Genomic DNA, 26,028 nt, shown 5'->3' on the forward strand with positions numbered 1-26,028 from the left:
CCAACACCCTGACCGCCCCCCAACACCCCCTCCCGGCACACGACTTCATCACGACTGCCCCCACCCGTGCCCAACCTCTTGACGAACGCCGTTTCCGGGGTTTAACTCACGTCCTAAATTAAGCCATGAGGAGCTTTCGGGAGTCAGCCATGCGCAGAATCCGAGCCGGGGCCACCGGCGCCGTCGCCCTGTCTCTCGCCCTCGCGGCGACGGCCTGCGGCGGCGGTTCCGCGACCGGGGGCGGGTCGAACGACTCCCCGAAGACGCTGACGTACTGGGCCTCCAACCAGGGCGCCAGCATCGCCGTGGACCAGCAGGTGCTGGGGCCCGAACTCGCCACGTTCCAGAAGCAGACCGGCATCAAGGTGAAGCTGGAGGTCGTGCCCTGGTCCGACCTGCTCAACCGGATCCTCACCGCCACCACCTCCGGCCAGGGCCCGGACGTGCTGAACATCGGCAACACCTGGAGCGCCTCGCTCCAGGCGACCGGCGCGCTGCTGCCGTGGGACGCCGAGAACCTCGCGAAGATCGGCGGCAAGGACCGCTTCGCCGCCGCCGCGCTCGACTCGACCGGCGTCCGCGGCAAGGACCCGGCCGCGATCCCGCTGTACTCGATGGCGTACGCCCTCTACTACAACAAGAAGATCTTCGCCGACGCCGGAATCTCCCGACCGCCCGCCACCTGGGACGAGTTGGTCGCCGACAGCAAGAAGATCGACGCGAGGGGCAAGTCCGCGCTCGGGGCCGAGGGCGCGAACCCCTCGGAGAACATCCACCACGTCTTCGTCTTCGCCCAGCAGCGCGGCGCCGCCTTCTTCACCCCCGACGGCAAGCCCGACTTCACCTCTCCCAAGGTGGTCGACGCGGTCAAGAGCTACGTCGACCTGATGGCCACGGACAAGGCCATCCCGACCGGCGACGCCGAGTACGCGCAGAACCAGTCCGTCAGCGACTTCGCCAAGGGCAGGCAGGCCATGCTGCTGTGGCAGTCGGCCGCCGCCAACCTCACCTCCCAGGGCATGAACGCCGACTCCTACGGCATCGCGCCGGTGCCCGTGATCTCCGGCACGCCGGGCAGCGGCACCCAGGTCAACTCTGCCTTCATGGGCATCAACCTGGCCGTCTTCAAGAACACCCGCAACCTCGACGGCGCCACGCGGTTCGTGAAGTTCATGACCTCCGACGCGGAGCAGAAGATCCTCAACAAGGCCTACAGCTCCATCCCGCCGGTCACGTCCGCGCAGGCGGACGCCGCGTTCGGCACGCCGGCCGACGCGGTGCTGAAGAACACCCTCTCCGCGTCCGCGGCCGCGATGCCGCAGGTCCCCGCCGAGTCGCAGTACGAGACGACGGTCGGTACGGCCGTCAAGAACCTGTTCGCCGACGCCGCCGCCGGCCGCGCGGTGACCACCGGCTCGGTCAGGGCCGAACTGGAGAAGGCCCAGCAGCAGATGCCGGCGGCGTGAGCGGTCCGATGACGACGCCGACGCCGCCGACGACGAGGACGGCGATGACGACGACCACCGCCTCCGCGGAGACGGTGCGCGAGACACCCCCGGGCGCGGCGGCGCACGTACCCCGCCGCCGCACCGGGCGGATCCGCCGCGCCGCTCTGCCCTATCTGCTCCTGCTGCCCGCGCTCGTGCTCGAACTGCTCGTCCATCTCGTGCCGATGGCCGTCGGCATCGTGATGAGCTTCAAGGAACTCACCCAGTTCTACATCCGCGACTGGGGCACCGCCCCCTGGTCCGGCCTCGGCAACTACAAGATGTCGGTGGACTTCCACGCCCCCGTCGGCAAGGCCCTGCTGCACTCCTTCCTCGTCACCGTCGGCTTCACGCTGCTCTCGGTCGCCCTGTGCTGGCTGATCGGCACCGCCGCCGCCGTCCTCATGCAGGACGCCTTCCGCGGCCGCGGCCTGCTGCGCACCCTGTTCCTGGTGCCGTACGCGCTGCCCGTCTACGCGGCCGTCATCACCTGGGTGTTCATGTTCCAGCACGACAACGGCCTGGTGAACCACGTCCTGCACGACCAGCTCCACCTCACCGACACGCGCTCCTTCTGGCTCATCGGCGACAACAGCTTCTACGCCCTGCTGACCGTGTCGGTGTGGAAGGGCTGGCCGTTCGCCTTCCTCATCGTGACGGCCGGACTCCAGAACATCCCACGGGAGCTGTACGAGGCGGCCGCACTGGACGGCGCCGGGGTGTGGCAGCAGATCCGCCGCATCACGCTTCCCTCGCTGCGCCCGGTCAACCAGGTGCTCGTCCTGGTGCTGTTCCTGTGGACGTTCAACGACTTCAACACGCCGTACGTCCTGTTCGGCAAGGCCGCCCCGGCCGCCGCCGACCTCATCTCGGTCCACATCTACCAGGCGTCCTTCGTCACCTGGAACTTCGGCACCGGCTCCGCGATGTCCGTCCTGCTGCTGCTCTTCCTGCTCGTCGTGACGGGCGGGTACCTGCTGCTCACCTCGCGCGGACGGAGGCCCGCCCGTGGCTAGCGCCAACTCGCCCATGACGCCCCCGCGTTCGTTCCTGTGGACCCGGCGGATCTTCCTCACCCTGCTCACCGGCTTCGTGCTGATCCCGGTGTACGTGATGGTGTCCAGCTCGCTCAAACCGCTCGCCGACGTCACCGGGACGTTCCGCTGGCTGCCCAGCGGGCTGACGATCCGGCCGTACATCGACATCTGGTCGACCGTCCCGCTCGCCCGCTACTTCGTGAACTCGCTGACCGTGTCGGTCGCGGCGACCGTCTGCTCGGTGGTCGTCGCCGTGTTCGCCGCCTACGCCGTCAGCCGCTACGACTTCCGCGGCAAGCGCGTGTTCACGGTGACCGTGCTGTCGACGCAGATGCTCCCGGGCATCCTCTTCCTGCTCCCGCTGTTCCTGCTCTACGTCAACATCGGCAACGCCACCGGCATCGCCCTGTTCGGCTCCCGCGGCGGCCTGATCCTGACGTATCTGACGTTCTCGCTGCCCTTCTCCATCTGGATGCTGACCGGCTACTTCGACTCGGTGCCGCGCGATCTGGACGAGGCGGCGCTGGTCGACGGCTGCGGCCCGCTCGGCGCGCTGCTGCGCATCGTCGTGCCGGCCGCGGTCCCCGGCATCGTCGCGGTCGCGGTCTACGCCTTCATGACCGCGTGGGGCGAGGTGCTCTTCGCGTCGGTGATGACCGACGACACCACCCGCACCCTCGCCGTCGGCCTCCAGGGCTACTCCACCCTCTACGACGTCTACTGGAACCAGATCATGGCCGCCTCGCTGGTCGTCAGCGTGCCCGTGGTGGCCGGGTTCCTGCTGCTCCAGCGCTATCTCGTCGCCGGTCTGACGGCGGGCGCCGTCAAGTGACCGATCCCGCGTACTCCGAAGGGACTTCCGTGTCCGAACGCATCGACCTCGCCGCCTTCCCGCCCGGCTTCCTGTGGGGCACGGCGACCGCGGCGTACCAGATCGAGGGGGCCGTCGCCGAGGACGGCCGGGCGCCCTCGATCTGGGACACCTTCTCCCACACCCCGGGAAGGACCGCGAACGGCGACACCGGCGACGTCGCCTGCGACCACTACCACCGCTGGCGCGAGGACATCGCCCTGATGCGTCGACTCGGCGTCGACGCCTACCGGTTGTCCGTCGCCTGGCCGCGCGTCGTCCCTGCCGGCACGGGCCCGGTCAACCCCAAGGGCCTCGCCTTCTACGACGCGTTGGTGGACGCGCTGCTGGAGGCGGGCATCACGCCGTCCGTCACGCTCTACCACTGGGACCTGCCGCAGACGCTCCAGGACCGCGGCGGCTGGCCCGAGCGGGACACGGCCTTCGCGTTCGCCGAGTACGCCTCGGCGGTCGCCGGCCGCCTCGGCGACCGCGTGAAGCTCTGGGCGACCCTCAACGAGCCCTCCTGCTCCGCCTGGATCGGCCATCTGGAGGGCAAGATGGCCCCGGGTCTGACCGATGTGACCGCCGCCGTACGGGCCTCGTACCACCTGCTCCTCGGCCACGGCCTCGCCGTCCGGGCGGTGCGGGCCGCCGCGCCCGGCGCCGAGATCGGCATCGTCAACAACCTCTCCACCATCCACCCGGCCACCGACCGCCCCGAGGACGTCGCGGCGGCCCGCCGCCAGGACGGCCACGTCAACCGCTGGTGGCTCGACCCGGTGCACGGCCGCGGCTTCCCCGCCGACATGGTCGAGACGTACGGCGTCGACCTTCCCCTCCGGGAGGGCGACGCGGCCGCCATCGCCGCCCCGCTGGACTGGCTCGGCCTGAACTACTACTTCCCCGCCCACGTCGCCGACGCCCCCGACGGCCCGGCGCCGTACGTCCGTGCCGTGCGCCGCGAGGGGGTACCGCGCACCGGCATGGACTGGGAGATCGACGCGAGCGGCATCGAGACGCTGCTGCTCCGGCTCACCGAGGAGTACGGCGCGCGGAAGATCTACGTCACCGAGAACGGCTCGGCCTTCGAGGACCTGGTCCGCCCCGACGGCAGCGTCGACGACCCCGAGCGTCAGGCCTATCTGGAGCAGCACCTCGCCGCCTGCGCCGCCGCCGCCCGCAGGGGCGCCCCGCTCGCCGGCTACTTCGCCTGGTCCCTGCTGGACAACTTCGAGTGGGCGTACGGCTACGCGAAGCGCTTCGGCCTGGTCCACGTCGACTACCGCACCCAGGTGCGCACCATCAAGGGCAGCGGCCACCGGTACGCGGACATCGTCCGCGTCCACCGGGGCCGCACCCGCCGGGCCGCCTGACCCGGCCCCCGTACGGCCGGTGGGCGCGGATGCGGGAGTCCGTGCCCACCGGCTCCCCGCCCCCGGCGGGCGGGAACTCCCCACTTAATGCATATGATGTGCAAGTGCACTCATTGAGCATCAGGGCCGCGACCCCCACCGACCTCGACGGCGCGCGCTCCGTCATGCTCGACACCGTCTACCGCGACTTCGGGACCGGATACGTGCCCCGCTGGCACGCCGACATCGTCGATCCCGCCGGGGCCTACCTCGTACCCGTGCGGCACGCGCTGTTCGTCGCGGTCGACCGGGCGGGGGAGGTGGTGGGGACCGGCGCACTCGACGCGCGCGGGCCCGCGTGGCCGCCGAATCCGCGGTGGCTGGCCGAGCGGTATCCGTCGGGGCCGACCGCGCAGCTGCGCCGGGTGTACGTACGGCCCGCGCACCGCAGGCGGGGGATCGCGCGGGAACTGGTCGAGCGGCTCGTGGAGTTCGCCGCGGCGGACGGCGGGTACCGGGCCGTGTATCTGCACACCGATCCGGCCGTCCCCGGCGCCGAGGCGTTCTGGCGGTCGCTCGGCAAACCCGTCCACGACGAGCGGACGGACCCCGAACGCCCGCAGCGCCTCGTGCACTTCGAGCTGCCCGTCCGCAGCGAACCGTAACGCATCACAAGAAACCGCAACGAACCGAGGATCATGTCTCTCCCGCGTCCCCGGCTGCTCGCCGCCCTTCTGCTCACCCCCTTGCTGGCAGGCTGCTTCGCGCCCGGCACGGGCGACGACCGCGCCGGCGGTACCGGCGGCGGTGCCCGGCTGCGCGTCGCGCTCGCCTTCCCGCCCGCCGAGCGGCTCTCCCCGTACGGCGCCGACGGCACCATCCTCACCCGGCTCGGCGTCACCGAGGGGCTGACGGCGCTCGACGGCGACGGCGCCGCCGCGCCCGCCCTCGCCACCTCCTGGCGGCAGGAGGGCGACGGCAGCTGGCTGTTCACCCTGCGCAAGGCCACCTTCCACGACGGCACCGACGTCACCGCACGGGCCGTCGCCGCCTCCCTCGCCCGCGCCGCCGCGGCCCGCCCCGCCCCGGCCGCCCTGACCGGTGTCGCGCTGACCGCCCGTGCGGTGGACGCCCGCCGGCTGCGCGTCACCACCGAACGGCCCGACCCGATCCTGCCCCTGCGGCTGTCCAGCCCCGGCCTCGCCGTCCTGTCCGCCACGGCGTACGCCCGCAAGGACGCCGTCGATCCGGTGGGCAGCGGCACCGGGCCCTTCGTCCTGAAGAAGGTGAACGGCACCGTCTCCGCCACCCTCGACCGCTACGACGCCTACTGGGGCGGGCGCGCCCGGGCCGGCGGCATCGACGTCCGCTTCGTCGCCGACGGCACCGCCCGCACCAACGCCCTGCGCAGCGGCGACACCGACATCGCCGAGGCCGTACCCGTCGCCCAGGCCGCCACCCTGGCGCCGGGAACCCGGCGGGAGACCGCCACCACGCGCACGACCAGCCTGCTGCTCAACTCCCGCTCCGGACCGCTGCGCGACGCCGGCCTGCGGGCCGCCGCCCGCGCCGCCGTCGACACCGCCGGCCTCGCACGCGGCGTGTACGAGGGCCACGCCGACCGCGGCGCCGGGATCTACGGGCCCGCCGTCACCTGGGCCGAGGGCAAGCACGTCGAGCCCGCCGGCCGGGCCGCCGCGAAGCGGCCCGACGGCACCGTCCTCACCCTCGCCACCTACGACAACCGGCCCGAACTCCCCGAAGTCGCCCAGGTGTTGAAGCAGCAGCTGGAGAAGGCGGGCTTCCGGGTGAAGCTCGTCGTGCGCGAGTACGGGCGACTGGAGGGCGACGCCCTCGACGGGAAGTTCGACGCGTTCGTCCTCGCCCGCAACAGCCTCGTCGACACCGGTGACCCCGTCGCCGTCCTGGCGAGCGACTACACCTGCGACGGCGGCTACAACCTGGCCCTGCTGTGCGACCGCGCCGTCGACCGGGCCGTGGCCGCCGCCGAACGCACCGCCGACCCCGCCGGACGGCGGACCGCCGCACTGCGCGCCGAGGCGGCGATCCTCGGCACCGACACCGTCGTACCGCTGGTCCACCAGCGCGTCGTCACCGGCGTCTCCGGCGCGGTCCAGGGGGTGCTCCTCGACCCCTACGAGCGCACCCTCGTCGGCACCGGCACCCGGCGCTGAGCGACATGCGCAGCATGCTGTGGCGGGTCTCGCTCGCCGGGGCCCTGGTGTGCGGGATCGGGCTGCTGCCCTGGCTGACCCGCACCGATCCCGCGCTCACCGTCCTCAAGGCCCGCGCCCAGGACCGCGACCCCGACCCCGAGGTGCTCGCCGCCGTCCGCCGCCAACTGCACCTGGACGACGGGCCGTTGCTCCTGCTCGGGCGCTGGCTCGGCGGACTGGTGCGCGGGGACGCCGGGCGGTCCTGGCTCTCCGGCGCCGACGTCGGACCGGCCGTGCTCCAGGCGCTCGGCGCCTCCCTGCTGCTGATGACCGTCGCCCTGGCCGTCGCCCTGTGCACCGCGGCCGCCGTCTGCGCCCGCACCCTGCACCGCGGCGGCCGCGACCGGCCCGGCGGCGCCGGCTCCGCGATGCTCGCCACGCTCCCGGAGTTCCTCACCGCCTCCGTGCTCGCCACCGTCGTGGGCGTCCAGCTCGGCTGGCTGCCCGCCCTCGGCTGGTACGGCCCGCGCCACACCGTCCTGCCCGCCCTCGCCCTCGGCCTGCCCGCGGGCGCCGTCCTCGGCCGGCTCCTCGACGACCAGCTGCCCGGCGCCTTCGCCGAACCCTGGGTGCGGGCCGCACGGGCGCGCGGACTGCCCGCCCGCTCGATCGCCCGGCAGGCCGTCCGGCGCGTCCTGCCCGGACTGCTGCCCAGCACCGCCCTGTTCGTCGTCGGCATGACCGGCGGCGCCGTCGCCGTCGAGCAGCTCTTCGACATCCCCGGCCTCGGCCGCACCACCCTCCAGGCCGCCCTCGCCCAGGACCTGCCCGTCCTCCAGACCGGCACCCTCTGCCTGGTGCTCCTCGCCGCACTGTCCGCCGGCGCCGCCCGGCTCGGTGTGCGCCTGGTCGTCGGACCCGCCCTCAAGGACGGCGCCATACCCGCACCGCCCCCGGCCGGCGTGCCCGCGCGGGCCACCACGCCGCTCCTCCTCGCCGCCGTACTGCTGGCCGTCCTCGTCGCCGGCCTGCCCCGCGACCCGCTCGCCCTCGACACCACCGCCCGTCTCCAACCACCCTGCGCCGCCCACCCGTTCGGCACCGACGCGCTCGGCCGCGACCTGCTCGCCCGTATCGCCCACGGCGCCCTCGACACCCTGCTGCTCGCCCTCGCCCTGAGCGTCGGCAGCCTGCTGGCCGGGCTGCTGCTCGGACTGCTGCCCCGGCTGTCCGGGCCGCTCGCCGACACCGTCAACGCCGTACCGCCGGTCCTCGCCGCACTCCTCGTCACCGCCGTCGCCGGCGGCGGCCCGGCCACCCCCGCGCTCGCCGTCGCCGCCGTCGCCTGGGCCCCCCTCGCCACCCACACCGGCGCCCTCCTGCGCCAGGAACGCGCCGCCCCGCACCTCACCGCCACCCGCGGCCTCGGCGCCGGCCGCTGGTACCGGCTGCGCCACGAGCTCCTGCCCGCCGTCGTCCCGCCCGTCACCCGGCACGCCCTGCTCCGGCTGCCCGGCACCGCCCTCGCCCTCGCCTCACTCGGCTTCCTCGGCCTCGGCACCCAGCCGCCGTCCCCCGAGTGGGGCCGCCTCCTCGCCGAGAACCAGCCCTACGCCGAGCGCGCCCCCTGGGCGGTCCTCGCCCCCGCCGCCGTCCTCGCCGTCCTCGGTGCGCTCGCCGTCACCTCGGCGGCGGCCGTACGACGCCCAACGCGCCCCTCACCCCGCTGAGCGGGCGCCGTCCCGACGAGCGGGCGCACCCGGCTGAACACGGCGCCCCCGCCCCACGTATCACCCGACCGTGGGAGACTCCCTCACCATGAGTGCGTCGCCGGCGGTGTGAGGTCTGCGTGCCGCGGTGTTCGCCGTGGTGTGCGTGCTGCTCGCCGCCGCCGGGCACGGACTCGCCATGGGGGCCATGCCGCCCCTGTGGGCCGACGCGGCCGGATGCGCCGCGGTGTTCACGCTCGGCTGGATCCTCGGCGCCCGCGAACGCTCCCTCACCGGCATCGGCACCACCATGCTGGCCACCCAGGCCGCCCTGCACATCGCCTTCGACACGGCCCGCGGCGGCAGCGGACCCGCGGCCGCGCCAGGGCGCTCATGCACGGCCCCGCCATGGCCGGCGCGGCACACGCCCACGCGACGGTGCCCGCGCACACCACGGCCCACGCCACCGCCGCCCATCTCCTCGCCGCGCTCGCCGCCTCCTGGTGGCTGCGGCGGGGCGAGGCCGCCCTGTGGTCGCTGCTGCGCCGCACCGCCGGCCTCGTCCACGGGCTCGCCGCCTGGTGGCGCGACGCCCCGCTGCCCGCCCCCGCCCCGCACCCCCCGTGCCTCCCGGCCGAGCCCGCCCCGCCCCGCCGTACCCTGCTGCGGCACGCGGTCAGCCGGCGCGGACCCCCGGCCCCGGTCCCGTACCCGATCCGCCCCTTCCCCCACGTCACCCGTACGGAGACCGATCCACCGTGTCCGCCACACGTCCGGCCCTGCGCCGCGCCGCGACCGTCGTCGCCGGTGCCGCCGCCACCGTGCTCCTCGCCGCCGGTGCCGCCTTTGCGCACGTCACCGTCCACCCCGACAGCTACGCCAAGGGCGCCACCGACGGCGTCCTCACCTTCCGCGTGCCCAACGAGGAGGACACCGCCTCCACCACCAAGGTCCAGGTCTTCCTGCCCACCGACCACCCCGTCCTCGGCGTCCTCGTCCACCCGCAGGACGGCTGGACCGCCAAGGTCACCACGGCCAAGCTGAGGACGCCGGTCAAGACCGACGACGGCACCATCACCGAGGCCGCCTCCGAGATCACCTTCACCGGCGGGAAGACCGGCGCCGGACAGTACGAGGACTTCGACGTCGCCTTCGGTCAACTCCCCTCCGACACCGGCACGTTGGTCTTCAAGACACTCCAGACCTACTCCGACGGCAAGGCGGTCCGCTGGATCGAGGAGCCCACCGCCGGCGGCGAGCCGGAGAACCCTGCGCCCGTCCTCAGACTGACGGCCGGTGACGCCGCCGCGGCCACTCCCGCCAAGAGCGCCACCACCACCCGGGCCGCCGGCTCCGCCGACTCCACGGCCCGCGGACTCGGCGTCGCCGGACTGGTCGTCGGCGTCCTCGGCCTCGCCGCCGCGGCCTTCGCGCTCGTACGGAACCGGAAGCCGCAGGCGTAGCCGCGAACAGCCGGCGCGAAGGGCCCGGACCGGTATCCCCGGTCCGGGCCCTTCGTCCTGTCCGCCGCCGTTCAGCGCGCGGCCAGCTCCAGCACCGGGGCCTCGGCCGGCACCCGCAGCGGCGCACGCGACGTACGCCACAGCCCGTGCACGTCACGCCCGAAGGACCACACCAGGGAGCCCAGGGCCAGCAGGACGATCGCGAGGTTCGCCAGGTGCGGCAGCAGCTCGGCGCCCGCCACCAGGAGGGCGATGCCCTGCACCGCGGCCACCGTCTTGCGGGCGAACGAGGGCGGCAGCGGGGCGTTCAGCCAGGGGGCGAGGCGCGCGGCCGCGACGAACGTGTACCGCATGCCGCCGATCAGCAGCACCCACGCGCCCAGCTGCGTCGAGACATAGACGCTCAGCACCAGGATCAGGAACGCGTCGACCTCCATGTCGAAGCGCGCCCCGAGCGGCGTCGACGTCCCCGTGCGGCGGGCCACCTGGCCGTCGACGCCGTCCAGGAGCAGGGCGACGGCCGTCAGGCCGACCAGCACGGTCACCGGCGGCGAGCTCTCGAAGGAGTCCGCGACGAGCGCGGTCACCCCGCCCACCAGGGTCGCCCGGCCGAGCGTGACCCGGTTCGCCGGGCCGAAGGAGCGCAGGCGGGAGCGGTGCAGGGCGCGGGCCAGCACGGCCCAGGTGGCGAACGCGAACGCCAGCCCCGTCAGCCAGCCGGCCGGCCCCATCCCTATGGCCGTGCCGAGCAGAGCCAGCAGCAGGATCTGTACGCCCGCTCCCACAGCGGTCTCCTGCTGGAGCCTCGCGTCATACGTGTTGTTCAGGGCCACCGCACACCCTCCGGCCGAGTGACAGAGTCGATCAACGCCGCGTACTGTGCGCGGCCTGTGCACTTCTCGGTACGTGAACAACGTGCCCACTGTTCAGGAGGATGCCGATGAACCGCTCGGCCCGCGCGTTCTGGCTGCGCTCGCCCGGCCACGGAGAACTGCGCGACGTCACCCTCGCGGAGCCCGCCGAGGGCGAGGTCCTGGTGCGCGCGCTGTACTCCGGGGTGAGCCGCGGCACCGAGACGCTCGTCTTCCGCGGCCAGGTGCCGCCCGGCCAACACGCCGTGATGCGGGCGCCGTTCCAGGAGGGCGACTTCCCGGGCCCGGTGAAGTACGGCTACCTCAGCGTCGGCACGGTCGAACAGGGCCCGGCCGACCTGATGGGACGTACGGTCTTCTGCCTGTACCCGCACCAGAGCCGTTACGTCGTCCCGGTGAACGCCGTCACCGTCGTACCCGAGTCCGTGCCCGCCGCACGGGCCGTGCTCGCCGGGACCGTCGAGACCGCCGTCAACGCCCTGTGGGACGCCGCGCCGCTGATCGGCGACCGGATCGCCGTGGTCGGCGGCGGCATGGTCGGCTGCTCGGTGGCCGCCCTGCTCGCCCGCTTCCCCGGCATCCGCCTCCAGCTCGTCGACGCCGACCCGGCCCGCGCGAAGACCGCCGCGGCCCTCGGCGTCGACTTCGCGACCCCCGACGGCGCCCTCGGCGACTGCGACCTCGTCGTCCACGCCAGCGCCAGCGAGGCCGGCCTCACCCGCGCCCTGCAACTCCTCGCACCCGACGGCACCGTCGTGGAGCTGAGCTGGTACGGCGACCGGCGCGTGAGCCTGCCGCTCGGCGAGGCCTTCCACTCGCGCCGCCTCACCGTGCGCAGCAGCCAGGTCGGCACGGTCTCCCCGGCCGCCCGCCCCGGCCGCGGTTACGCCGACCGGATGGCACTCGCCCTCGACCTGCTCGCCGACCCGGCCCTGGACGCGCTCGTCACGGGGGAGAGCGCGTTCGAGCAACTCCCCGACGTCATGCCACGGCTCGCCGGCGGCGGCATCCCGGCCCTGTGCCACCGCATCCGGTACGCCGAGGCCCATCTGACCTGAGAAAAGAGTGAGAGAGGGCTGAACACGGGGAAGCGAAGAGCCGTACTAGACGTCATCCCCGGGCAGTCACGGTCCGGGGGGACCAGACGCGCCGCACCTGGAGGGTCGTCCGTTGTTCAGCATCACCGTCCGCGATCACATCATGATCGCCCACAGCTTCCGCGGCGAGGTGTTCGGACCCGCGCAGAAACTGCACGGCGCCACGTTCCTCGTGGACGCCACCTTCCGTCGCGAACAGCTGGACCAGGACAACATCGTGGTCGACATCGGCCTCGCCACCCAGGAACTGCGCCTGATCACGGCCGAGCTGAACTACCGCAACCTCGACGACGAACCCGACTTCGCCGGCGTCAACACCTCCACCGAGTACCTCGCCAAGGTCATCGCCGACCGGCTCGCCGAACGCGTCCACAAGGGCAACCTCGGCGAGGGAGCCAAGGGTCTCGCCGCCCTGTCGGTCACCCTCCACGAGTCGCACATCGCCTGGGCGAGTTACGAGCGTGCCCTGTGACCGAAGTGTCCGACACGACCGTCGAGCGGGCGCGGCTGTCCTACGTGCCCGCACAGCCCACCGCAGCCGAGCAGCACGCCGGAATCGTCCCCATGTCCCTGCGCACCGTGCACTTCGTCATGCCGGCGGGCGTCGACGACCCGGCCGCACCCAGCGGCGGCAACGCCTACGACCGCAGGCTCTGCCTCGACCTGCCCGGCTTCGGCTGGCAGGTCACCCGGCACAGCGCCGCCGGCGGCTGGCCCCGCCCCGACCGCAGCGCCCGCGAGGCACTCGCCCGCACCCTGCGGGACCTGCCGGACGACGCGATCGTCCTGCTCGACGGACTCGTCGCCTGCGGCGTACCCGAGATCGTCACCCCTCAGGCCGAACGGCTGCGCCTCGCGGTGCTGGTGCATCTGCCGCTCGGCGACGAGACCGGCCTCGACCCGCGGGCCGCCGCCGACCTCGACGTCCGCGAACGGGCCGTGCTGCGCGCCGTCCCCGCCGTCGTCGCGACCAGCGACTGGGCGGTGCGCCGGCTCGTCTCCCACCACGGCCTCGCTCCCGACCGGGTCCATGTCGCCCCGCCCGGCGCCGACATCGCGCCCCTCGCGCCCGGCACCGACGGCGTCTCCCGGCTGCTGTGCGTCGCCGCCGTGACCCCGCGCAAGGGCCAGCACCGGCTCGTGGAGGCCCTCGCGGCGGTCCGTGACCTGCCGTGGACCTGTGAATGCGTCGGCGGACTCGTCCACGACCCCGCGTACGTCGCCCAGTTGCGGGAACTGATTGCCCGGCACGGCCTCACCGACCGGCTGCACCTGAGCGGCCCGCGCTCCGGCGCCGGCCTCGACGCCGCCTACGCCGCCGCCGACCTGATGGTCCTGACGTCGTACGCCGAGACCTACGGCATGGCGGTGACCGAGGCGCTGGCCCGCGGCATCCCGGTGCTCGCCACCGACGTCGGCGGCGTGCCGGAGGCGGTCGGCCGGGCCCCCGACGGCGGGGTGCCCGGCATCCTCGTCCCGCCGGAGGACCCCGGCGCGCTCGCCGCCGAACTGCGCGGCTGGTTCGGCGAGCCCGACGTACGCCGCCGGCTCAAGGCCGCGGCCCGCGCCCGGCGCGCCGCGCTCGACGGCTGGGCCGCCACCGCCCGCAGCCTGGCCGCGGTCCTCGGCCGCCTTCCCGGGACCCCGGGGAGTGCGGCATGACGGCACGTGACACCGTGACGGACGCGGCCGCCGCGATCCCGGCCCAACCGGGGCCCAGGGGCACGCAGTTGCCGCGGGGGAGTGAGAGCGAGGTGGAGTCCGTGCCGCGCAAGGAGACCGACGGCGAGGCGTCCGGCGAGCCCCGTCCGAGGACGGCCGGTGCTACGGCGACCGGTGCGACGGTGGCGGGTACGGGCGCCGTCGACCTGGGGCCCGCGGCCGCCGCGGCCGACTCGGTGCTGTCCACCGTCCCCGGCGCCGGGCCCGTCGGCCGTCCGGGCGAGCGGGCCACCGTACGGCTGCGGGACGACGAGCCCGACGAACCGCCCCGGTACGCGCCCGAGTGGCTGCAACTGCGGGAGGGCGCCGACGCGGCCGCCCGTGCGCAGGACCTGCTGGGCCCGCTGCGGATCCGGCTGGCGGACCTGCCGGGCCGCTCCGGCGCCGTGGCCGTGCACGACCTCGGCTGCGGCACCGGCTCGATGGGCCGCTGGCTCGCGCCCCGCCTCGACGGCGCCCAGCACTGGGTCCTGCACGACCGCGACCCCTATCTGCTGCACTTCGCCGCCGTGGCCTGCCCGCGCTCCGCCGCCGACGGCAGCCATGTCACCGTCGAGACCCGGCGCGGGGACGTGGCCCGGCTGACCCCCGACGCGCTGAGCGGCGCCTCGCTGGTCACCGCCTCCGCACTGCTCGACGTCCTCACCCGCGAGGAGATCGTCGCCCTCGCCGACGCGTGCACCGGCGCCGGGTGCCCCGCGCTGCTCACGCTGTCCGTCGCCGGACGCGTCGAGCTCACCCCGCACGACCCGCTGGACGCCGAGATCGCCGCGGCGTTCAACGCCCACCAGCGGCGCACGGACCTGCTCGGCCCGGACGCGGTCACCGTGGCCCGCGAGGCGTTCGCCGCGCGCGGCGCGGACGTCCGCGTGCACCCGAGCCCGTGGCACCTCGGCCCCGAGCAGGCCGCGCTGACCGAACAGTGGCTGCGCGGCTGGGTGGGCGCGGCCGTGGAGCAGCGCGCCGCCCTCGCCGAGCCCGCGGCACGCTACCTGCGCGACCGGCTCGCCGCCTGCGCCGCCGGTGAGCTGCGGGTGATCGTCCACCACAGCGACCTGCTGGCCCTGCCCCGCCCGACGGACGGCGCCTCATGACGGCGCGGGCCACCGCGTACCCCGTGGGTGCCGGACCGGCGGACGACGAGGCACCCGCCCCGGCCCCCGCCGCGCCGCCCGCCGCCGGCTCGCGGCGCCTCGACGGCCGTGCCCTGCGTACGCACCTCGGGACCGCCGCCGGTGCCGTCATCCTCGGCGCGCTGCTGTGGCGGCTGGGCACCGGCGCGCTGCTCGACGGGCTGCGCCGGATCGACACCGCAGCCGTCCTCGCCGCCCTCGGCATCGGCGTGGCCACCACCGTACTGAGCGCCTGGCGCTGGCAGTTGGTGGCCCGGGGTCTGCGGATCCGGCTGCCCTTCGGGCCCGCCGTCGCCGACTACTACCGTGCGCTGTTCCTGAACGCGGCGCTGCCCGGCGGGATCCTGGGCGACGTGCACCGCGCCGTGCGGCACGGGCAGAGCGCCGGAGACCTGCGGCGCGGCGTGAAGGCGGTGGTGCTGGAGCGGGTCGCGGGACAGATCGCGCTGGCCGTGTTCGGCGCGGCGGCCCTGCTGATCCTGCCCTCGCCGGTCCGCGACGACGTCCGCGCCGCCGCCCCGCTCGCCGCCCTGGCCGGCGCCGGCATCCTCGCCGTCGTCCTCGCCGTCCGTATGAACCGTGCCCCCGGCCGGCGCCGGACCGCGCTGCGCGCGAGCCTCGGCGAGGCCCGGCAGGGGCTGCTGTCCCGGCAGGCCGGGCCCGGGGTCGCGCTGTCCTCGGCCCTCGTCCTGGCCGGACATCTGGCGATGTTCGTCGTCGCGGCCCGGGTCGCCGGCTCCGCCGCCTCCGTGGCCGTCCTGGTCCCGCTCGCCGTCCTGGCCCTCGTCGCCATGGGACTGCCGCTGAACATCGGCGGCTTCGGCCCCCGCGAGGGCGTCACCGCCTGGGCGTTCGGGGCCGCGGGGCTGGGCGCGGACAGCGGGGTCGCCGTCGCCGTGGTGTACGGCGTGCTCAGCCTCGTGGCGAGCCTGCCCGGCGCCGTCGTCCTCGTCGCCCGCTGGTACGCCGGGCTGCGCGGCTACCCGCGTACGGCCCCCGCGTCCCCGTCCCCGTCGCCGTCGGACGCGGTGAACAGCGCGAACACCCCCGAGAAGGATTCCGCGAGGCTCGCCAGCAGTTCCTTCCCCTTTTCCGCCGACCCCAGGGAAGGACGGCCGATGACGCCCGATTCGGTATAGGCGGACATTCCCACGGTGAGCAGTCGACGACGGTCGTCGGCGAGGAAATCGGCGGACTCGTGACCAGGGCGGACGAATTCGGGATGAGCGTGCAGAAGAATCGAGGTCTCGATTTCCCCGGCGTGCATGTCGGAGAGCAGCGAGGTCTCCACCCCCGCCCGCCCGCGGGCCTCCTCCCAGTCCTCGACGGCCGGGAACAGCGCCATCCGCTCACCGCGCGCGGACGCCTCCTGCACGACGTTGCCGAGGACGTAGTTGCCGCCGTGCCCGTTGACCACGACGAGCGTGTCGACCCCGCCGCGGCGCAGCGACCGCGCGATGTCCGTGACCACCGCGTGGAGGGTCACCGAGGAGATGCTGACGGTCCCCGGCCAGCCGGCGTGCTCGTGCGAGCAGGAGACCGTCACCGGAGGAAGGAGGTGCACCGGGTACGCGGCGGCGATCTCCCGTGCCACGGCACAGGCGATCAGCGTGTCGGTCGCCAGCGGAAGAAAGGGCCCGTGCTGCTCGAAACTGCCGACGGGAAGGACGGCGACCTGCGCCGTGACGCCCGCCCCCCGCGCCCGTACGTCCTGCGTGGTGTCCGCCGGCAGTACGCCGTGCATACCGTGCATCCCTTCATGTGCCGCCGCCCGCACGCCCGAACCACTCATTCTTTTCACGGCCTTTCGTCTCGCTTGAGGAATCAGATCATGACAGAAAACACCGGCGTCGACATCGGCGTACTGGGCTCGAAGTCCGCAGGGCGGACGGACACGGAACGCGTCGTGAATGCGCCGCTGCCCACCGTGTACGGGAAATTCCAGGCGATCGGCTACCTGGACCACGAGCGCGGCGACGAACAAGTCGCCCTGGTCCACGGCGAGATCGGCACCGAGAACGTGCTGACCCGGCTGCACTCCGAATGCCTGACGGGGGACGCGTTCGGCTCCCGGCACTGCGAGTGCGGCGACCAGCTGGCCTCCGCGCTGCGCGCCGTCGTCGCCGAAGGCAGCGGCGTCGTCGTGTACTTGAGGGGGCACGAGGGCCGCGGCATCGGACTGCTCGCCAAACTCCGCGCGATGGCGCTCCAGGCCGAGGGCCTGGACACCGTGGAGGCGAACCTCGCGCTCGGCCTGCCCGTCGACGCCCGCGACTACCGCGTCGCCGCCGAGATCCTGCGCGACCTCGGCGTGCGGTCGGTCCGGCTGATGTCCAACAACCCGCGCAAGCGCGAGGCCCTCGTCCGGCACGGCATCCAGGTCGCCGAGCGGGTACCGCTGCTGATCGAGCCGTGCGAGAGCAACATCACCTATCTGCGCACCAAACGGGAGCGGCTGGACCACATCCTGCCGCACCTGGACGCCGTCGCCCACGGCTCCTGAGGGCTCCTGACGGCTCCTGAGGGCTCCTGAGGGCTCCTGAGGGGCCCTTGCGGTCCGGGGGTCAGCCGACCATCGCCTCGCTCACCAGCCGCCGCAGCTGCGGGAACACCTTCAGCGTCCTCGGGCGCACCTGGGTCATGAACTGCACCGTCAGCTCGTGGGCCCGGTCCACCCAGAACGCGGTCGTGGCCGCGCCCGTCCAGCCGTACGTACCGAGGCTGGACGGGGCCAGGGTGCGGGACGGGTCGACCACCACGGAGACGTTGAAACCGAAGCCCAGGCCGTCGTTGCCGGGCTCCTGGTGGACCGGGGCGCCGAAGGCGCGCAGGACGGCGCCGCCGGGCAGCCGGTTGCGGGTCATCAGCGCGACGCTGTCCGCCGACAGCAGCCGCAGGCCGTCCAGTTCGCCACCGCGGCGCAGCATCTCCATGAACCGGTGGAAGTCGTACGCCGAGGAGACCAGGCCGCCACTGCCCGACAGGAACCGCGGCCGGCCGCGCACCGGCAGCCCCGGCACCGGCGCGATCCCGCCCTCGTCCGTCTCCCGGTACAGCTCGGCCAGCCGGGGCTCCTGCCCGGGGTCGAGGTGGAAGGCGGTGTCGCTCATGCCGAGCGGGCCGAGGATCCGCTCGGCGAAGAACGCGTCCAGCGGCCGCCCGGACACCACCTCGATCACCCGGCCCAGCACGTTCGAGGCGACCGAGTAGTTCCACTGCGTGCCCGGCTCGAACTGCAACGGCATCCGCGCGTACACCTCGACCGTCTCGGCCAGATCGGCCCCCGGCGGCACCGAGTACTCCAGCCCCGAGTCGCGGTACAGGGCGTCGACCGGGTGCTGATGGTAGAAGCCGAAGGTCAACCCGGCCGTGTGGGTGAGCAGATGACGGATCCGGATCGGTCCGGCGGCCGGCCGGGTGGTGAGGCCGTCACCCGAACCGCCGTCGTACACCCGGGGTTCGGCGAACGCGGGCAGATACCGCTCCAGCGGATCGTCCAGGCCCAGCCGGCCCTCCTCCGCCAGCAGCAGCACGGCCACGGCGGTGACCGGCTTGGTCATCGAGTAGATCCGCCACAACGTGTCCGACTCCACCGGCAGTTCGCCCGCGACATCGCGCCGCCCGTACGTCGTGAGGTGCGCGACGTGCCCGCCGCGGGCCAGGGCCAGCAGAAACCCGGGCAGCCGCCCCGCGTCCACGTGCTCGGCCAAGTACCGGTCCAGCCGGTCCAGCGCCGCAGCGTCCAACCCCGCCTCGCCCGGCTCGACTTCCTGCCCCAGCCCCGCCATCGCTCTCCTCCGCTCGCCGCCGTACACGGCCCCGCTCGGCCCCCGGGCCCGGTCCGCCTCCGGTGCTCATCGTCGCGCAGAAGCGGTGTGCGGGAGGTGATCTTCGACGGTGCGTGTGACCGACGCGACGCCGCGTGGCGGGGGTGAGTGGTGCCGGTCGGGTTCTGGTGTCCGGGGGCAGGTGGTCATGGGCGTGCGGGAGTTTGGTGCCGGGGGTGGTCTCCGGCCGTGGGGGTGACTGTGGCTGTCTCGTGTGCCGGGGGCGGTGTGTGGGCCGGTGGTCCGCCGAGGGTGGTGGCAGTGGCGGTGGCGGTGGCGGTGGCGGTGGCGGTGGCGGTGGCGGCGGTGAACGGTGCCGGTCGGGTTCCGGTGTCCGGGGCAGGTGGTCATGGGCGTGCGGGAGTTTGGTGCCGGGGGTGGTCTCCGGCCGTGGGGGTGACCGTTGCGACGTCGCGTGCCCGGGGCAGCGTGCAGGCCGGCAGTGCACCGAGCGCCGCGACGGCCGCGAGGACGAGCAGGGCCGGTTCGGTTCCGGCGCTCAGCAGTGCGCTCGCCGCGGCCACGCCCAGGGCGGGACCCACGTTCAGCGCCGTCTGCTGCAAGCCGCCCGCCACCCCGGACACCGCCACCTCCGCCGCCGTCACGACGGCATGCGTGGCCGCCACCATCACGGTCCCGAACCCGGCGCCCAACAGGGCGAATCCGCAGCCGAACGCCGGTGCGGACGCGGCCTGCGACAGCACGAGGACCCCGAGCGAGAGCAGCGCCGCCGCCCCCGCCGTCGTACGGCGCGCGCCGAGGCGGCGCAGCAGCGCCGGGCACAGCGCGGCGGACGCCACCATCAGCACCGCCAGCGGCAGACTGCGCAGCGCGCTCTGCAACGGGTCGAGCCCGAGGCCGCGTTGGAGGACGTACGTGGCCACGAAGAGCGCGCCGAACAGCGACGCCGACACCGTGACCAGGACACCGAGCGCGGCCGCGACCACCCGTGAGCCGACGACGCCCGGCGGCAGCAGCGGACTCGCCGTGCGCCGCTCGTGCCCGACGAGGACGGCGGCAGCGGCCCCGGCGAGGGCGAGCCCCGGCCAGGAGACGGCTCCGGCGGTCAGCGCGTGCACCAGAGCGGCCAGGGCGACCGCGAGCAGCACCGCACCCGGTACGTCCAGCGCCGTCCCGCCGGCCACGGCCGGGGCCCGCTCCGGGCGCAGCAGGGCCGGCAGGCCGAAGGCGAGCGCGGGCAGCACGTTCACGAAGAACACCGCCCGCCAGCCCAGCCCCGTCACCAGCGCTCCGCCCACCACGGGTCCCGCTGCCGCCGCCAGCCCGATCGCCGCCGTCCGCACGGCGAGCGGCTTCGCCAGCAGCTCCGGCGGGAACGCCGCCCGCAGCATGCCCAGCGTGGCCGGCTGCAACAGCGCCCCGAACACCCCCTGCACCGCCCGCAGCCCGATCACCCACCCCACCCCGGGCGCGAGGCCGATCCCCGCCGACGCCGCCCCGAAGCCCAGCAGGCCGAGCGCGAACACCCGCCGGTGCCCGTACCGGTCACCGAGCCGCCCCGCGAACACCAGCAGGCTCGCCACCGCCACCAGATACGCCGTACTGGACCACTGCACCTCGGCGAAAGAGGCGCCCAACTCCCTTTGCAGGCGCGGCTGCGCGACCGTCAGGACCGTACCGTCCAGCGCCACGACCACCGCGCCCGCCACACTGCTCACCAGCGTCCACCGCCGGTTCACCGCCCGTCCTCCGGGCCCAGGTGCGCCGCCAGGGCAGCGTCGAGCAGCGGCCCGATGTCCTCGCTGTCCAGGGCGAGTTGGAGACTGCGCCAGCGCCACAGCTGCGCGATCCCGTGCAGGTTCGCCCACAGCGCCCCCGCCGTCCGCCGGGCGTCGGCCTCCGGCCGTACCTCGCCGACCAGCCCGGCGAGCAGCGCGAAGAGCGGAAGGCTCGTGTCCCGGAGCCCCAGATGTCCGCTTTCCAGCAGGTCGTGACGGAACATCAGCTCGTACATCCCCGGGTTCTCCAGCGCGAACTCCAGATACGTCCGCGCCAGCGCGGCCACCTGTGCCCGGGGCCTGGCGCAAGTGCCGCTGACGGGCGTGTGCCGCACGCGTTCGGCGAGGTCGGCGAAGCCCCGGCGGGCGATGGCGGACAGCAGTTCCAGATGGGTGGGGAAGTGGCGGCGTGGCGCCCCGTGCGAGACGCCGGCGCGCCGTGCGATCTCCCGCAGGGTGAGCGCCGCCGGCCCCTCGGCGGCCAGCAGCTCCACCCCGACGTCGACCAGACGCTCCCGCAACCCGTTCTCGGACTCAGTCATGGACAGTGTCTACCAGGATTCGGTAGACACTGTCTACTAGCGGTGTCGTGCGCGGGAATGCGCGGCCCGCACCGCCGAGTTGACCGTGATATGACTCACGACACCACGCAGGACGCCCTGCTCGACCTGCTCTCCGCGGGCCACGGCGGCACCCTGGTCACCCTCAAACAGGACGGCCACCCCCAGCTGTCCAACGTCAGCCACGCCTACGACCCCGACGAGCGGCTCATCCGGATCTCCGTCACCGACGACCGCGCCAAGACCCGCAACCTGCGCCGCGACCCCCGCGCCTCGTACCACGTCACCAGCGCCGACCGCTGGGCGTACACCGTCGCCGAGGGCACCGCCGAACTGACCCCGGTCGCCCGGGACCCGCACGACGACACGGTCGAGGAGCTGATCCGCCTCTACCGCGACGTCCTCGGCGAACACCCCGACTGGGACGACTACCGCGCGGCGATGGTCCGCGACCGGCGCCTGGTCGTACGGCTGCGGGTGGAGCGGGCGTACGGGATCCCGAAGAAGGAGTGAGCGGGAGGTGTGACGGTCGCCGGTCCGCCGTCCTGGTGGCGGCGGTTATGACGGCGGTCATAGGCTGGGGCCGTCACGGGACGGAGGTCGGCGATGGGTGAGGAACGGCCGGGGCCGCGGGAGCGGATGGTCGTCAGCGCGGCCCAGCTCATCCGGCGGCACGGCGTGACCGCCACCGGTATGCGTGAGGTCGCCGCCCATGCCGGGGCACCGCGCGGGTCCCTGCAGCACTACTTCCCGGGCGGCAAGGAACAGCTGGTCGACGAGGCGGTCGGCTGGGCCGGACGGTACGCGGGCCGGCGGATCGGGCGCTTCGTCGCGAGCCTGGACGAGCCGAGGCCGAGTGCCCTGTTCGCGGCGATGGTCGCGCAGTGGACCGACGAGTACGCGGCGGATGGCTTCGCCGCGGGCTGCCCCGTCGCCGCGGCCACCGCCGAGTGCGCCGCCGCCGACGGCCCGGCCCGTGAGGCCGCGGCCACCGCCTTCGCGGCCTGGCGGACCCCGCTCGCCGAGGCCCTGGCCGGCATGGGCGTCCCCGCGGCCCGCGCCGCGTCCCTGGCCACGCTGATGATCAGCACCCTGGAGGGCGCGATCCTGCTGGCCCGCGCCGACCAGGACGTACGGCCGCTGACCACGGCCGTACGGGAACTGGGCCCGCTGCTCGACGCCGCGGCGGCCCCGGTGCCCTGACCGGGGCGAGTCGCTGGCACGCCAGCGGAGACACGCGTCGCGGGCGCCCCGGCATCGACACCTCAGTCGAACAGCTCGGAGGCGCCCTTCTCTCCCACGCACAGGGCCCAGATGATGAGTCCGGAGAAGGCGATCAGCACGATCGACCAGACCGGGTAGTACGGCAGGGAGAGGAAGTTGGCGATGATGATCAGCGAGGCGATGGCCACTCCGCACACACGCGCCCACAGGGCGCCCCGGAAGAGGCCGAAGCTCACGAGCAGCGCGACGACGCCGAGGATCAGATGGATCCAGCCCCAGCCCGTGAGGTCGAACCGGAAGACGTAGTCGCGCGTCACGAGGAACACGTCGTCGTGCGCGATCGCCATGATGCCGCGGAAGATGCCCAGGACCCCGGCGAGCACGAGCATGATCGCGCCGAAGGCGGTCAGGCCGGTCGCCCATTGTTCCCTGGCGGTGGGCGTGGGTGCGGCGGTCATCGTGCCACCTCGTTTCTGTGCCGTGCGACGTGCTCGGTGCGCCGGTGCGGCGGGGACGTCACGGGGCGTGGTGGGCCGTCCCGCCGCCGGTGAGGACCAGTTCCTTCGCCCGCCGGAACTCGTCGTCGGTGATGTCGCCGCGAGAGCGCAGCCCGGACAGCTTCTCGAGCTCGTCGGCGCTGGTCGGGGGCGTGCCTGCGTGGGCGGTCTCACGGATGTAGGTGTCGACGGCCTGCTGCTGCGCACGGACCTGTTCGGCTTCCCGGCGGCCCATGTTCCTGCCGCGGGCGATCAGGTAGACGAAGACGCCCAGGAAGGGCAGGACGATGACGAACACGAGCCAGCCGGCCTTGGCCCAGCCACCCAGGTCGTCGTCCCGGAAGATGTCGACGACGATCCGGAAGAGCAGGACGAACCACATGATCCACAGGAAGAACACCAGCATGGACCAGAAGACGCTCAGCGCCGGATAGTCGTACGCGAGGTAGGTCTGCGCGCTCATGGCTCCTCCTCCGTTCCGGGACCGCGCCCGGTCGTCTTCCCTACGGTTCCCAGCGTGCGCGCGGGACGGGCGTGCGGCCACCCCGGCCCCCGCGGGTGATCCGTACCAGGGACCGGACATGCCCGGCGGCCGCCGGGCCCCGGTGCTTGTCCGGGCCCGCCCGCCGCACTAGCCTCCCCCGCGTGATCAACGGTGCACATGTGGTGCTCTACAGCCGGGACCCGGAGGCCGACCGGGCCTTTCTGCGCGGGACCCTCTGCTGGAACTACGTCGACGCGGGCAGCGGATGGCTCATCTTCAAGGCGCCGCCCACCGAGGTGGCCGTCCACCCCACCGACGGCACGCCCTCGCACGAGCTGATGCTGACCTGCGACGACCTGGACGAGACCCGGCGCCAACTCGTCGAGCGGGGAGCGGAGTTCAGTCGGCCGGTGGAGGAGGCCCGGTGGGGCCGGGTGACGGCGGTGCGGCTGCCGGGTGGTGGTGAGATCGGCTTGTACGAGCCCCGTCACCCGCGTCCCTAGAGCACGTCCGGGGCGCCGAGGGATCGTGCGCCGCTCCCGCTCACGCCGTGATCCGCTGCGCCTGCGCCGTCGGCCTGCCGCCCTTTCGCTCGCCGAGCAGTTCCGTGGGGACGGCGTGCGTCTCGCGGGCGCTGAGCGCGGCGACGGTCGGCGGGACGCACAGCGCCGCCGTGAACAGGGCCACCGCGCCCCAGTCGGTGCCGCCCGGACCGGCGATCTCCGCCGCGAAGGTGACCGCGAACCCGGCCACCGCGAAGCCGGTCTGGGTGCCGATCGCCACGCCGGACAGCCGGACCCGGGTCGCGAACATCTCGCCGTAGAAGGCGGGCCACACGCCGTTCGCCGCGCTGTAGAGCACGCCGAAGGAGACGACGCCGAGGGCCAGGGTCAGCGGGTAGGAGCCGGTGGAGATCGCCCACAGATAGCCGGCCATCGACACCGCGCTGCCGACCGCGCCGATCAGGAACACCGGCCGGCGCCCGATCCGGTCCGACAGGGTCGCCCACAGCGGGATCGCGCCGAGGGCGACCAGGTTGGCGAGGGCGCCCACCCACAGCATCGAGGTACGGGACATGCCGACCGCGTCACTGGTGGCGTAGGCCAGCGCCCACACCGTGAAGATCGTGCTGACGGAGGCGATGAGCGCGCCCGCGACCACGCGCAGCACGTCCGTCCCGTGCTCGCGCAGCAGCACCGCGAGCGGCAGCTTCAGCACGCCCTCGGTGGCCGCCTGCCGGGTGAAGGCGGGCGTCTCGCGCAGCCGGCGCCGGATGACGAAGCCGACGACGGCGACCGCCACGCTCAGCCAGAACGGCACCCGCCAGCCCCAGGAGAGCAACTGGTCCTCGGGCAGCCGCGCCACCGGGATGAAGACGAGCGTGGCGATGAGCTGGCCGCCCTGGGTGCCGCTGAGCGTGAAGCTGGTGAAGAACCCGCGCCGGTGCTCCGGCGCGTGTTCCAGGCTCATGGAACTCGCGCTCGCCTGCTCGCCGGCCGCCGATATGCCCTGCAGGACCCGGCAGAGCACGAGCAGCACGGGGGCGAGGGAGCCGGCCTCGGCACGGGTGGGCAGACAGCCGATCAGGAACGTCGACAGACCCATCAGAAGCAGCGTGAACACCATGATCTTCTTGCGGCCGAGCCGGTCGCCGACGTGCCCGAGGACCAGCGCGCCGAGCGGCCGGGCGGCATAGGCGACGCCGAAGGTGGCGAGCGAGAGCAGGGTGGCGGTGGCCGGATCGGAGGCGTCGAAGAACACCTTCGGGAAGATCAGGGCGGCGGCGCTGCCGTAGACGAAGAAGTCGTAGTACTCCAGCGCGCTGCCGATCCAGGCGGCCGTCGCCGCCTTCCGGGGCTGGCCGGCAGGGGCGTCGGGGGCGGGCGCGGGGACGGACTCGGACACGGCAGTGCTCCTTCGGGGGAACGTCACCCTGCGGAAGAGGGGAGTCGGGCGGCGAGGGGAGCGGGCGAGGGCCGGATCGCGGCGGCTGATTAACCCACTGGATAGTTAGTTGTGGTGGGTGGGATGTTGCGCCGCTGTTTCCCCTGTGTCAAGAGACCGTGCGACTGCCGTTCCGGGCGGACGCCGCGCGGTGGTCAGTCGTCCGCCCGCTCCGCCGTCAGGTACGCGATCACCATGTCGCCGAGCATGGTGCGGTAGTGCTCGCGCCGGCCCGGGTCCGCCAGGTCGCGGCCGAACAGGGCGCCGAACGTAGGCCGGTTGGCGACCCGGAAGAAGCAGAACGAGCTGATCACCGCGTGCAGGTCGACCGCGTCCACGTCGGCCGTGAACAGCCCGGACTCCTGTCCGGCGGCGAGGATCCGGCGGATCACGTCCAGCGCCGGGGATCCGATCCGTGCGAGCTTCCCGGAGGCCGCGATGTGCTCGGCGCCGTGGATGTTCTCGATGCTGACCAGGCGGATGAAGTCCGGGTGCTCCTCGTGGTGGTCGAGGGTCAGCTCGGCGAGGCGCCGGATCGCCGCGACCGGGTCCAGATGGTCGACGTCCAGGCGCTGCTCGGCCTCCCGGATCACGCCGTACGCCCGCTCCAGCACGGCCGTGAACAGCTGTTCCTTCCCGCCGAAGTAGTAGTAGATCATCCGCTTGGTGGTGCGGGTGCGGGCCGCTATCTCGTCGACCCGGGCGCCGTCGTAGCCGGCCCGCGCGAACTCCTGCGTGGCCACGTCGAGGATCTCGGCCCGGGTGCGGGCGGCGTCGCGCACCTTCCCGCCGGGTTGCAGGGGTTCTTCGACGCTGGTCATCGGTTTCCTTCGGGGCCGGGGACACCGGGG

Annotated in this window: 25 protein-coding genes and 1 pseudogene; 17 read left to right on the forward strand and 9 right to left on the reverse strand. The window is 73.8% G+C overall.

The window, feature by feature from the left end; translation table 11 throughout:
- The first annotated feature begins 149 nt into the window (after window positions 1–149).
- The 8 genes from BIV25_RS43690 (at window position 150) to BIV25_RS43730 (ending at window position 10,078) form a co-directional block, all read left to right on the forward strand.
- A complete protein-coding gene (locus tag BIV25_RS43690) occupies window positions 150–1,466 on the forward strand; it encodes an extracellular solute-binding protein (protein ID WP_071378161.1) in 1,317 nt (438 codons plus the stop codon).
- 44 nt (window positions 1,467–1,510) lie between these two features.
- On the forward strand, window positions 1,511–2,503 hold the full coding sequence (locus BIV25_RS43695; RefSeq protein WP_071378162.1) for a carbohydrate ABC transporter permease: 993 nt from the start codon (window positions 1,511–1,513) through the stop codon (window positions 2,501–2,503).
- Window positions 2,504–2,516: 13 nt separating this feature from the next.
- Window positions 2,517–3,356 (forward strand): carbohydrate ABC transporter permease, encoded by an 840-nt coding sequence (locus tag BIV25_RS43700; RefSeq protein WP_071378163.1) that lies wholly within the window; start codon window positions 2,517–2,519, stop codon window positions 3,354–3,356.
- 29 nt (window positions 3,357–3,385) lie between these two features.
- On the forward strand, window positions 3,386–4,750 hold the full coding sequence (locus BIV25_RS43705) for a GH1 family beta-glucosidase (RefSeq protein ID WP_071378213.1): 1,365 nt from the start codon (window positions 3,386–3,388) through the stop codon (window positions 4,748–4,750).
- A 104-nt stretch (window positions 4,751–4,854) separates the two neighbouring features.
- Window positions 4,855–5,394: a GNAT family N-acetyltransferase gene (locus BIV25_RS43710; RefSeq protein WP_071378164.1), complete on the forward strand. Its 540-nt coding sequence runs from the start codon at window positions 4,855–4,857 to the stop codon at window positions 5,392–5,394.
- Between the two features lie 33 nt (window positions 5,395–5,427).
- Window positions 5,428–6,924, forward strand: coding sequence for an ABC transporter substrate-binding protein (locus BIV25_RS43715; RefSeq protein WP_071378165.1), 1,497 nt, complete (start codon window positions 5,428–5,430; stop codon window positions 6,922–6,924).
- Window positions 6,925–6,929: 5 nt separating this feature from the next.
- The gene (locus tag BIV25_RS43720) at window positions 6,930–8,636 is read left to right on the forward strand and encodes an ABC transporter permease subunit (RefSeq protein ID WP_071378166.1); all 1,707 of its coding nucleotides are present in this window, start codon (window positions 6,930–6,932) and stop codon (window positions 8,634–8,636) included.
- Between the two features lie 737 nt (window positions 8,637–9,373).
- Window positions 9,374–10,078, forward strand: coding sequence for a YcnI family protein (locus BIV25_RS43730; RefSeq protein WP_071378168.1), 705 nt, complete (start codon window positions 9,374–9,376; stop codon window positions 10,076–10,078).
- Window positions 10,079–10,149: 71 nt separating this feature from the next.
- Here the strand turns inward: BIV25_RS43730 and BIV25_RS43735 are convergent, their stop codons facing one another.
- Window positions 10,150–10,911 carry a CDP-alcohol phosphatidyltransferase family protein gene (locus tag BIV25_RS43735; RefSeq protein ID WP_071378169.1) on the reverse strand — a complete coding sequence of 254 codons (762 nt, stop codon included), beginning with the start codon at window positions 10,909–10,911 and terminating at the stop codon, window positions 10,150–10,152.
- A 107-nt stretch (window positions 10,912–11,018) separates the two neighbouring features.
- Here BIV25_RS43735 and BIV25_RS43740 point away from each other — a divergent pair, with 107 nt between their 5' ends.
- The 5 genes and pseudogenes from BIV25_RS43740 to BIV25_RS43760 form a co-directional block, all read left to right on the forward strand.
- Entirely contained in the window at window positions 11,019–12,008 is a 990-nt protein-coding gene (locus tag BIV25_RS43740) for a zinc-binding alcohol dehydrogenase (RefSeq protein ID WP_071378170.1), read from the forward strand.
- 112 nt (window positions 12,009–12,120) lie between these two features.
- On the forward strand, window positions 12,121–12,519 hold the full coding sequence (locus tag BIV25_RS43745; RefSeq protein ID WP_071378171.1) for a 6-carboxytetrahydropterin synthase: 399 nt from the start codon (window positions 12,121–12,123) through the stop codon (window positions 12,517–12,519).
- A gap of 5 nt (window positions 12,520–12,524) precedes the next feature.
- Window positions 12,525–13,709, forward strand: coding sequence for a glycosyltransferase family 4 protein (locus BIV25_RS43750; protein ID WP_071378214.1), 1,185 nt, complete (start codon window positions 12,525–12,527; stop codon window positions 13,707–13,709).
- Window positions 13,706–14,863, forward strand: a complete 1,158-nt coding sequence (locus BIV25_RS43755) for a class I SAM-dependent methyltransferase (RefSeq protein ID WP_256257183.1) — start codon at window positions 13,706–13,708, stop codon at window positions 14,861–14,863. The genes BIV25_RS43750 and BIV25_RS43755 overlap by 4 nt, the downstream gene beginning before the upstream one ends.
- A pseudogene (locus BIV25_RS43760) lies at window positions 14,860–15,828 on the forward strand (YbhN family protein); the annotation flags it as partial. The gene BIV25_RS43755 and the pseudogene BIV25_RS43760, both read left to right, overlap by 4 nt.
- Window positions 15,829–15,881: 53 nt before the next feature.
- Here the strand turns inward: BIV25_RS43760 and BIV25_RS48715 are convergent.
- A complete protein-coding gene (locus tag BIV25_RS48715) occupies window positions 15,882–16,694 on the reverse strand; it encodes a creatininase family protein (protein ID WP_371273145.1) in 813 nt (270 codons plus the stop codon).
- A gap of 39 nt (window positions 16,695–16,733) precedes the next feature.
- Between BIV25_RS48715 and ribA the strand changes: the two genes are divergently transcribed.
- Complete coding sequence (ribA, locus tag BIV25_RS43765; protein WP_071378173.1) at window positions 16,734–17,405, forward strand: GTP cyclohydrolase II; 672 nt, start codon at window positions 16,734–16,736, stop codon at window positions 17,403–17,405.
- Between the two features lie 61 nt (window positions 17,406–17,466).
- Here the strand turns inward: ribA and BIV25_RS43770 are convergent, their stop codons facing one another.
- From BIV25_RS43770 to BIV25_RS43780, 3 genes are all read right to left on the reverse strand, one after another.
- On the reverse strand, window positions 17,467–18,690 hold the full coding sequence (locus BIV25_RS43770) for a serine hydrolase (RefSeq protein WP_071378174.1): 1,224 nt from the start codon (window positions 18,688–18,690) through the stop codon (window positions 17,467–17,469).
- Between the two features lie 386 nt (window positions 18,691–19,076).
- On the reverse strand, window positions 19,077–20,429 hold the full coding sequence (locus BIV25_RS43775; RefSeq protein WP_071378175.1) for an MFS transporter: 1,353 nt from the start codon (window positions 20,427–20,429) through the stop codon (window positions 19,077–19,079).
- Window positions 20,426–21,010: a TetR/AcrR family transcriptional regulator gene (locus tag BIV25_RS43780; RefSeq protein ID WP_071378176.1), complete on the reverse strand. Its 585-nt coding sequence runs from the start codon at window positions 21,008–21,010 to the stop codon at window positions 20,426–20,428. Before BIV25_RS43780 ends, BIV25_RS43775 begins: the two co-directional genes overlap by 4 nt.
- A 90-nt stretch (window positions 21,011–21,100) precedes the next feature.
- On the opposite strand from BIV25_RS43780, the gene BIV25_RS43785 reads away from it, so the two are divergent.
- Window positions 21,101–21,541 carry a PPOX class F420-dependent oxidoreductase gene (locus BIV25_RS43785; RefSeq protein ID WP_071378177.1) on the forward strand — a complete coding sequence of 147 codons (441 nt, stop codon included), beginning with the start codon at window positions 21,101–21,103 and terminating at the stop codon, window positions 21,539–21,541.
- Between the two features lie 93 nt (window positions 21,542–21,634).
- Window positions 21,635–22,231, forward strand: coding sequence for a TetR/AcrR family transcriptional regulator (locus BIV25_RS43790; RefSeq protein ID WP_071378178.1), 597 nt, complete (start codon window positions 21,635–21,637; stop codon window positions 22,229–22,231).
- A gap of 62 nt (window positions 22,232–22,293) precedes the next feature.
- Here the strand turns inward: BIV25_RS43790 and BIV25_RS43795 are convergent, their stop codons facing one another.
- The gene (locus tag BIV25_RS43795) at window positions 22,294–22,710 is read right to left on the reverse strand and encodes a hypothetical protein (protein WP_071378179.1); all 417 of its coding nucleotides are present in this window, start codon (window positions 22,708–22,710) and stop codon (window positions 22,294–22,296) included.
- 58 nt (window positions 22,711–22,768) lie between these two features.
- On the reverse strand, window positions 22,769–23,212 hold the full coding sequence (locus tag BIV25_RS43800) for an SHOCT domain-containing protein (protein ID WP_071378180.1): 444 nt from the start codon (window positions 23,210–23,212) through the stop codon (window positions 22,769–22,771).
- A gap of 182 nt (window positions 23,213–23,394) precedes the next feature.
- On the opposite strand from BIV25_RS43800, the gene BIV25_RS43805 reads away from it, so the two are divergent.
- Window positions 23,395–23,736, forward strand: coding sequence for a VOC family protein (locus BIV25_RS43805; RefSeq protein WP_071378181.1), 342 nt, complete (start codon window positions 23,395–23,397; stop codon window positions 23,734–23,736).
- Window positions 23,737–23,776: 40 nt separating this feature from the next.
- Here BIV25_RS43805 and BIV25_RS43810 read toward each other — a convergent pair whose 3' ends face one another.
- The gene (locus tag BIV25_RS43810; protein ID WP_071378182.1) at window positions 23,777–25,138 is read right to left on the reverse strand and encodes an MFS transporter; all 1,362 of its coding nucleotides are present in this window, start codon (window positions 25,136–25,138) and stop codon (window positions 23,777–23,779) included.
- Window positions 25,139–25,332: 194 nt separating this feature from the next.
- Window positions 25,333–25,998 (reverse strand): TetR family transcriptional regulator, encoded by a 666-nt coding sequence (locus BIV25_RS43815; RefSeq protein WP_071378183.1) that lies wholly within the window; start codon window positions 25,996–25,998, stop codon window positions 25,333–25,335.
- Window positions 25,999–26,028: the final 30 nt, after the last annotated feature.

Source organism: Streptomyces sp. MUSC 14 (genome assembly GCF_001866675.1).
GTDB lineage: Bacteria > Actinomycetota > Actinomycetes > Streptomycetales > Streptomycetaceae > Streptomyces.